Origin of the sequence: Streptomyces solincola, assembly GCF_002982015.1 — a bacterium.
GTDB classification, from domain to species: Bacteria; Actinomycetota; Actinomycetes; order Streptomycetales; family Streptomycetaceae; genus Streptomyces; species Streptomyces solincola.
On record NZ_PVLV01000148.1, the window covers coordinates 1 to 5,901 of the forward strand.

Consider the following 5,901-nt stretch of genomic DNA (forward strand, 5'->3'; position numbering starts at 1 on the left):
CCCCGCCGCTGGGCCCCGCCCTTCCGCTCGGCCCCGCCCGGAGAGACGCATGAACGCCCGGATCACCACCCACAGCTCGCTCACCGGGCTCCGCGACGAGCTGCGCCTGCTGGCCCACCGGGCCGGTCTGCCGGTCGAGACCCGCTACCGGCTGGCCCTGTCCGCGTCCCATGTGGCCGCCGACGAGCTGGCCGCGGGTCGGCCCGTGCTGCTGGAGACGGTGCCCCCGCAGCCGCCCCGCCCGGCCGCCGGCCCCGACGCCGGTGGCGGCGCCGGTGGCGGCGAGAGCGAGGGCGAGGGCGACGCGCTGACCGTCCGGCTGCACCTGCCGTACGCCCCCGAGGGGCCCTCGCTGGAGGGCCTGCCGCTGCCCGCCGAGCAGACCCCCGGGCCGGCCGCGGTCTGGCGGCTCCCCGCGCCCGCCGGGCCGCCGCCGCGGGAGGCGGGCCGTCCGCAGCCGGCCGAGCTGCTGGAGGAGGAGCTGAGCACGGCGGTGGAGCGGATGGACGCCCTCGCCGAGGACCACCGGCAGCTCAAGCACGAGCTGTCCGAGACCAACAGCGGCGTCCTGGCCCTCTACGTCCAACTGGAGGAGCGGGACGAGCAGTTGCGCCAGGCCCACGGCCGGATGCTGCGCCAGTTGGAGGACGCGCTGCGCCCGCCCCCGGTGGCGGTGGACGGGCTGGAGATGGCCGTGCACTACGAGCCGGCCGAGAAGGACGCCCCCACCGGCGGTGATCTGTACGACTGGTTCGTGCTGCCGGACGGCACCGTGCACATCACCCTGGTGGACGCCCTCGGCCACGGCCTCACCAGCACCCGCGCCGCGCTCAACGTCACCCACGCGGTGCGCACCCTCGCCCTGGAGGGGCACCCGCTGGACTCCCTGGTGGCCCGCACCGACGAGGTGCTGGCGACCTTCGACCACGAGCTGATGGCCACCGTGCAGGTGGTGCGGATCGACCCGCGCACCGGTGAGCTGGCCATGGCCAACGGCAGCCACCCGCCGGCCCTGCTGGTGCGCGGCGGGGACGGCGCCGGCTCGCTGCTGGAGGCCAGGGGCCGCGGCATCGGCTTCCCGCTGCCCGGCAGCGAGAAGCTGCTGTACGACAGGCTGGGCCCGGGCGATCTGCTGGTGCTCTACACCGACGGGCTCACCGAGTCCCGCCGGGATCCGCGGGAGGGCGAGCAGCGGCTGGTGCGGGCGGCCCGCCGGCACCGCGCGCTGCCGATAGCGGAGCTGCCGGCGGCGATCGCGGAGGAGATGCACACGGTGGTGCTGCACCCCGACGACACGGTGGCGCTCACCGTCCGCCGCTCCCGGCCCTGAGCCTGCGCCTCGAATCGCGGAGGAGATGCGCGACCGGGGGTGGTGAGGTCGCGGGTGGCGGGTATCCGACTTCCGAACGACGGAAGGAGCCGCCTGTGGTTGTCGAGATCCCGCCCTGCGCAGACTCCGCCTCGGCGCGCGCGGCCACCGCGCGTTTCCTGGCCGAGCACTGCCCCTGGGCCGACACCGCGTCCGTCCAACTCGTGGTGAGCGAGCTGACGGCCAACGCCCTGCGCCACGCCGGCAGCCGCTGGAGGCTGCGCCTGGGCGCGGCGGCCGACGAGCTGTCGGTCGAGGTGGACGACGCGAATCCGGCCGCCCCCGTGCCGCGTACGCCGGACATGACCGGCGGCGGCGGATTCGGCTGGCACCTGGTGCAGCGCCTGGCCGGCCGGGTGGAGGTCCGCCCGCACGAGGCCGGCAAGACGGTCCGCGCCGTGTGGGCCCGCACCCGCCCGGCCATGGCCCCGGCCTGAGCCCGCCCCGGGTACGCCGGAGGGCCGCCCCCGCACCAGGCGAGGACGGCCCCCCGGCGACGCACCCCCTGAGCGGGGGCCCGGTCGTCAGCTCCAGCTTGCGTGCAGCGGCTTGCCCTCGGCGTAGCCCGCGGCGCTCTGCACGCCGACGACGGCCTTCTCGGCGAACTCCTCGAGGGAGCCCGCGCCGGCGTAGGTGCAGGACGAGCGGACGCCGGCGATGACGGAGTCGATCAGGTCCTCGACACCCGGGCGGGCCGGGTCCAGGAACATCCGCGAGTGCGAGATGCCCTCCTCGAACAGCGCCTTGCGGGCCCGGTCGTACGCCGACTCCTCGCTGGTCCGGTTGCGCACGGCGCGCGCGGAGGCCATGCCGAAGGACTCCTTGTAGAGCCGGCCGTCGGCGGCCTGCTGGAGGTCGCCCGGGGACTCGTAGGTGCCGGCGAACCACGAGCCGATCATCACGTTGGACGCGCCGGCGGCGAGCGCCATGGCGACGTCGCGCGGGTGGCGGACCCCGCCGTCGGCCCAGACGTGCTTGCCGAACTTCCTCGCCTCGGCGGCGCACTCCAGGACGGCGGAGAACTGCGGGCGCCCCACACCGGTCATCATGCGGGTGGTGCACATGGCGCCGGGGCCCACGCCGACCTTGATGATGTCGGCGCCGGCCTCGATGAGGTCGCGCACGCCTTCGGCGGCGACGATGTTGCCGGCCACGATCGGCACCTGCGGGTCCAGCGCGCGGACCACGCGGATCGCGGCGATCATCGACTCCTGGTGGCCGTGCGCGGTGTCGATCACCAGGGTGTCCACCCCGGCGTCGAGCAACTGCTTGGCCTTGCCGGCCACGTCGCCGTTGATGCCGACGGCGGCGGCGATCCGCAGCCTGCCCTTGGCGTCCACGGCCGGGGTGTACAGGGTGGCGCGCAGCGCGCCCTTGCGGGTGAGGATGCCGGCCAGGCGTCCGTCGGCGTCGACGGCGGGGGCGTAGCGGCGGTTGCGCTGGTCGAGGCTGTTGAACGCCTCGCGCGGGTCGATGTCGGCGTCCAGCAGCAGCAGGTCGCGGGACATGACCTCGGACAACTGGGTGAAGCGGTCCACTCCGCTGAGGTCCTGGTCGGTGACGACGCCGACCGGCCGGTGGTCCTCGTCCACGACCACGCCGGCGTTGTGCGCGCGCTTGGGCAGCAGCGACAGCGCGTCGGCGACGGTCTGGTGGGGCTCCAGGATGATGGGGGTGTCGAGCACGTGGTGGCGGCTCTTGACCCAGGAGATGACGTCGGTGACGACCTCGATCGGGATGTCCTGCGGGATGACGACGAGACCGCCGCGGCGGGCCATGGTCTCGGCCATCCGGCGGCCGGCGATCGCGGTCATGTTGGCGACGACCAGCGGGATCGTGGTCCCGGTGCCGTCCGGGGAGGAGAGGTCCACGCCCTGACGGGAGCCCACGGCCGAGCGGCTCGGCACCATGAACACGTCGTCGTACGTGAGGTCGTACGGCGGCTTCAGGTCATTGAGGAAACGCACGCGCTGAACATCCCAGTCGATCGGAGTAGGCCCCGGTCATGTCATCAGTCCGGGGAAGACGCACGTACTTCATTGTCCCACGTCAGGCCGGGCGTAAGCCTCGGACAGAACCTCCAGGCCCCGCCCGGCCCCCTTGTCGTTTCCTCCAGGCCCTCGTCGGGGAGGGCGGCGGCTCACTCGTCGGGGTCGGCCCGGTCCAGCGCGGCCCGTGGCCCGGGGGTGAACTCGGTCAGCAGGTGGTCGGCCGCGGCGGTGTCGGTGACCAGGCTGGTCACCAGACCGGAGCGCAGGACGGCCCCGATGGCGGCGGCCTTGCGCTGGCCGCCCGCGATGGCGACGACCTCGGGGATGCGGCGCAGCCGGTCGGCCTCGACGGCGATGCACCGCTCGACCAGGTCGCGGCCCACCCGGCGCCCGGAGGCGTCGAAGAGGTGGGCGGACATCTCGGCGGCGACGCCGAGCGAGGCGTAGTGGGCACGCTCCTCGTCGCTGAGCATGTCGTGGACGGTGGAGATGCCCGGCTCCCAGGAGCCGATGGACACGGCGGCGACGGTGACCTTGTCGAAGTAGTCGAAGGCGCGGGCGATGCCGGTCTGGTTGCGCAGCGCGGCGGCGGTGGCCGGGTCGGGCAGCAGCATCGGGGCGTAGATGGGGTGCGCCTCGCCGCCGGAGACCTGCGCGGCGCGGCGGACCGCCTCCACCGAGCCGCGCTCGGCGGTGCCGGCGTCGTACACGCCGGTGAGCTGGACGACCGTGCACGGCGGGAGCTGGTCCAGGGCGGCGGCCATGTGGATGGTGGAGCGGCCCCAGGCCAGGCCGAGCACATCGCCCTCGGTGACCAGCTCACCGAGCAGGTCCGCGGCCACCTCGCCGAGGTTCTCCGGGTCGGGGGAGGCGTCCTCGCCCTCCGGCGGGGACTCCACGACGACGGCGTGCCGCAGCCCGTACCGGGCGCGCAGGGCGTCGGAGCGCTCGGCGTCCAGCTCGGCGGGGACGCGGATCTCGATGCGGACGAGGTCGCGCTCCAGGGCGGTCTCCAGGACCCGGGCCACCTTGAAGCGGCTGACGCCGAACTCCTCGGCGATCTGGATCTTGGACTTGCCCTCCAGGTAGAAACGGCGGGCCATGGCCGCGGCCTGTACGAGCTCCGCGGGTCCCATCCGCAGAGCTGGCCGACCCGCCGACATACCAGACACCGCGCTCTCCTCACTGCTGTTCACACGTCCGACCGCCATCCTCGCAGATCGGGCGGTCCGTGATCGGTCCTGTGGGGCTTCGTTCATCTGCCCGTGGTTCAGTGGCCGCACGCCCATGCGGCGCCCTTCGCGGCGGCGACGGCCTGCTCGCGCAGTCCGCGCACGGCGGCGGCCGGGTCCTCCGCCCCGTACACCGCGCTGCCGGCGACGAAGACGTCCGCGCCGGCCTCGGCGCAGCGCTCGATGGTGGACGCCGAGACCCCGCCGTCCACCTGCACCCACACGTCCAGGCCGTGCCGGGCGACCAGGTCCCGGGTGCGGCGGATCTTGGGCAGCATGATGTCCAGGAACGCCTGGCCCCCGAAGCCCGGCTCCACGGTCATGATCAGCACCATGTCCAGCTCGCCCAGCAGGTCCTCGTACGGCTCGATGGGCGTGGCCGGCTTCAGCGCCATCGACGCCCGCGCGCCCTTGGCCCGGATCTCCCGCGCCAGGCGCACCGGCGCGGCGGCGGCCTCCACGTGGAAGGTGACCGACCCGGCGCCCGCCTCCACGTACTGCGGGGCCCAGCGGTCCGGGTCCTCGATCATCAGGTGGCAGTCCAGCGGGGTGTCGGTCGCCTTGCGCAGCGACTCGACGACGGGGACGCCCAGGGTGAGGTTGGGCACGAAGTGGTTGTCCATCACGTCCACATGGAGCCAGTCGGATCCCTCGACGGCGCGGGCCTCGTCGGCGAGGCGGGCGAAGTCGGCGGACAGGATGCTGGGGTTGATCTGCGCCATGGCCCAAGCCTGCCATGCCCTGCGGCGCTTTCCGTACGCGATGCCGCCCGCGGACGCCCCGGGCGCCCGGCACTTGCCGCATCCCGGGGCGTATCCCCGCCGCGTCCGCCCGCGTCGGTCAGGCGGTGCGCCGCAGCAGCGCCAGGTACATCGCGTCGGTGCCGTGCAGATGCGGCCAGAGCTGGACGTCCGGCCCGTCGCCGACGGCGGGCACGCCGGGCATCAGCGGCCGGGCGTCCAGCAGCTCGGCGCCGCCGGTCCGCTTCAGCACGTCGTCCACCACCGCGCGGGTCTCGGCCAGGTGCGGCGAGCAGGTCGCGTAGCCGACCACCCCGCCGACCCGCACCGACGCCAGCGCCTGCGTCAGCAGGGCGCGTTGCAGCGGCGCGAAGTTGTCCAGGTCCTCGGGGCGGCGGCGCCAGCGCGCCTCGGGCCGCCGCCGCAGCGCGCCCAGACCGGAGCAGGGCACGTCCACCAGCACCCGGTCGAAGGAGCCCGGCGCCCACGGCGGGCGGGTGCCGTCGGCGGTCACCACCTGGTACGTCCCCGGGCTGCCGGCGAGCGCCCGCTCGACCAGCCTGGCGCGG

5 protein-coding genes and 1 pseudogene are annotated in these 5,901 nt (G+C 74.6%); 2 read left to right on the top strand and 4 right to left on the bottom strand.

The genetic code is table 11. From position 1 onward, the window contains the following. Positions 1-49: 49 nt before the first annotated feature. The gene (locus tag C6N75_RS11780) at positions 50-1,330 is read left to right on the top strand and encodes a PP2C family protein-serine/threonine phosphatase (RefSeq protein ID WP_105868823.1); all 1,281 of its coding nucleotides are present in this window, start codon (positions 50-52) and stop codon (positions 1,328-1,330) included. A gap of 95 nt (positions 1,331-1,425) precedes the next feature. After that, positions 1,426-1,806: an ATP-binding protein gene (locus C6N75_RS11785; RefSeq protein ID WP_105868824.1), complete on the top strand. Its 381-nt coding sequence runs from the start codon at positions 1,426-1,428 to the stop codon at positions 1,804-1,806. A gap of 87 nt (positions 1,807-1,893) precedes the next feature. On the opposite strand, the gene C6N75_RS11790 is transcribed toward C6N75_RS11785, so the two are convergent. The 4 genes and pseudogenes from C6N75_RS11790 to C6N75_RS11805 form a co-directional block, all read right to left on the bottom strand. After that, positions 1,894-3,336 carry a GuaB1 family IMP dehydrogenase-related protein gene (locus tag C6N75_RS11790; RefSeq protein ID WP_181160443.1) on the bottom strand — a complete coding sequence of 481 codons (1,443 nt, stop codon included), beginning with the start codon at positions 3,334-3,336 and terminating at the stop codon, positions 1,894-1,896. Between the two features lie 173 nt (positions 3,337-3,509). Next, complete coding sequence (locus tag C6N75_RS11795) at positions 3,510-4,556, bottom strand: sugar-binding transcriptional regulator (RefSeq protein ID WP_181160444.1); 1,047 nt, start codon at positions 4,554-4,556, stop codon at positions 3,510-3,512. A gap of 74 nt (positions 4,557-4,630) precedes the next feature. Continuing rightward, positions 4,631-5,314, bottom strand: a complete 684-nt coding sequence (rpe, locus tag C6N75_RS11800; protein WP_105868827.1) for a ribulose-phosphate 3-epimerase — start codon at positions 5,312-5,314, stop codon at positions 4,631-4,633. Positions 5,315-5,432: 118 nt separating this feature from the next. Further along, positions 5,433-5,901: pseudogene (locus C6N75_RS11805) on the bottom strand (rRNA cytosine-C5-methyltransferase); the annotation flags it as partial.

Bases quoted from the DNA above. Each gene is read 5' to 3' on its own strand.
- C6N75_RS11780 (WP_105868823.1), top strand. From the start codon at position 50: ATGAACGCCCGGATCACCACCCACAGCTCGCTCACCGGGCTCCGCGAC.
- rpe (WP_105868827.1), bottom strand. From the start codon at position 5,314: ATGGCGCAGATCAACCCCAGCATCCTGTCCGCCGACTTCGCCCGCCTC.